Source organism: Lentilactobacillus sp. (assembly GCF_040773105.1).
Lineage (GTDB): Bacteria > Bacillota > Bacilli > Lactobacillales > Lactobacillaceae > Lentilactobacillus > Lentilactobacillus parabuchneri.
This window is the reverse complement of sequence record NZ_JAXGWW010000301.1, coordinates 1-2,036: the sequence shown is the minus strand read 5'-3', so window position 1 is coordinate 2,036 and position 2,036 is coordinate 1. Positions and strand designations below refer to the sequence as shown.

The window sequence follows — 2,036 nt, the reverse complement described above, 5'->3', positions numbered from 1 at the left end:
GCTAACACCGATAAATATGATCACTAATCCTGCAAAAATAGTTGTTGCCGTTGAATTCCAATTGACTTGATTTAAAAATAGAATTAGGCCGATCATTATTAGAAGCGAGACAATGGTCAAAATGCGCATTGTAAATTGAAGCAGACTGACTGGCGTGGTTGCAAAGTGTGGCCAGTTTATCCAATTCTGAGCGAGTATCCAGAGACTGAGCGCACCGATTGTCCAGTAACGCCATTGCCCTGTGGGATGCGAAAATAACTGAGCCACTAGATAAATAAGTAGGAGGGTTACAGCCAATCCCATATGGGCACCAGTACTTGATTCAGTAATATCATTGTTCAATAGGTTAGTTAGCCCGTATGAAGGATTCATTCCCAGCAGAATTGGTGTCGGCGTGACCAGTTTATTGTTCAAACCCCAAGTTATAACATTATATAATGAATAACTGGCCATTAATATGCTAATTACTGCACTCAATAAGAGCTGTTTGAATTCTCGTCGTGTGAATTTGCGGCGGATGATGCGAATCAGTTCCAAAACCGCAATTAAAATCGTAAAGAGAAGCAGCGATAAAATATGTGAATTACCGACTAAGCCCATTCCGATAGCCAGCCAAACAATCCCTAGTTGGTCGTTTTTCCAAATCTTAAAGAGTCCCAATATGACCAGTGGCAAGAAGGCGTATCCAAAGGCCGCACCCATTGCCCCTCGAGTGAACATCAACTCAAAATGATATGAATTAAATTGATAAGCAAGGACGCCTAACCATAACACCAAGCGATTTTTTGACAGCGACTTAGCCAACCAGTATGCGTTTGTGAGGGTGAAAATATTCATCAACAGAAACCCAACGGCTAATCCCAACATGGGGCTTTGAAAAAGAAGTCGTGGAATGACAAAAATTAGCAAAGTGGGCCAAGGATACATGGCATTTACGGCAATACCGTGGTTGTCAAAGCCGATAAAGTTGATTAGGCTAGGAAAACGCCCGGATCTCAGTGCCTGGTATAAGGACTCAAGCCGCGCTAGATGAACTTGACCGTCGCTATTGATTGCGAAGAAGTGGCCACTAAATGCTGGATAGGTTGACAATAGTGCCAGGATTATTATTGTGATTGTCACAAGTGCCATGTGTGTCTTTTTTCGTGAAAGTGTCATTGCATTAATATCCCCCAGAGAGCGTTTAAATAATAATTTCATTCATAATTTTTAACTTCGTTCGAATGCGGAAACGCATACGACCATACCAGTTTCCCGATATGGTCGTATGCGTCTCAGTCTAGATTGAGAAGGTTACTTCTTTTCTTGCACGATATAGTGCGGCCGGTGTTTTGATTCGATATAAATCTTACCAATGTAATTGCCGATAATTCCGAGACAGAACAGCTGAATACCACCAATCAAGAGCAAAATCGTGATGGTTGAGGCCCAACCACTGACACTGTTATCGAATAATATTTTACGAATAATAACAACAAATATACTGATAATTGAGATCAGTGATAGCAAGCCACCGGTGAAGGTCGCAATCTTCAAAGGAACGTCGGAAAAGTCGACGATGGCGTCCATTGAATAATTGAACAGCTGCCAAATCGACCAGTGGGTTTCGCCAGCGGAGCGGGGTTGATTTTCGAACTTCAAATAAGTGGTTCGGAAACCGACCCAGTTAAAGATGCCCTTAGAAAATCGGTTATATTCAGGCAATTCCAAGATGGCATCAACCATTTGACGTGTCATTAACCGGTAATCGCGGGCGTTGGGAATAATTTTTACTTTTGAGATTTTGTTGACGACCGAGTAAAACGAGCGTGACAAGAATGACCTGATCATTGGTTCGCCGGCACGATTTTCCCGCATTGTACCGATGCAGTCGTAATCACCGCTTTCAAGCATTGCCAACATTTTAGGTAATAAAGTCGGTGGATCTTGTAGATCAACGTCCATGACGGCCACGTAATCACCAATGGTGTGTTCTAAACCGGCTAATAAACCAGCTTCCTTACCGAAATTTCGCGAAAAGGAGACGTAGTGAACAG

The 2,036-nt window shown here is 42.5% G+C and carries 1 protein-coding gene and 1 pseudogene; both read right to left on the bottom strand.

Translation table 11 applies throughout. The features are described from left to right. Nucleotides 1-1,158: pseudogene (locus AB3112_RS10980) on the bottom strand (hypothetical protein); the annotation flags it as partial. Nucleotides 1,159-1,293: 135 nt separating this feature from the next. Next, the coding region (locus AB3112_RS10975; RefSeq protein WP_367334510.1) for a glycosyltransferase family 2 protein at nucleotides 1,294-2,036 on the bottom strand (743 nt) is incomplete at its 5' end.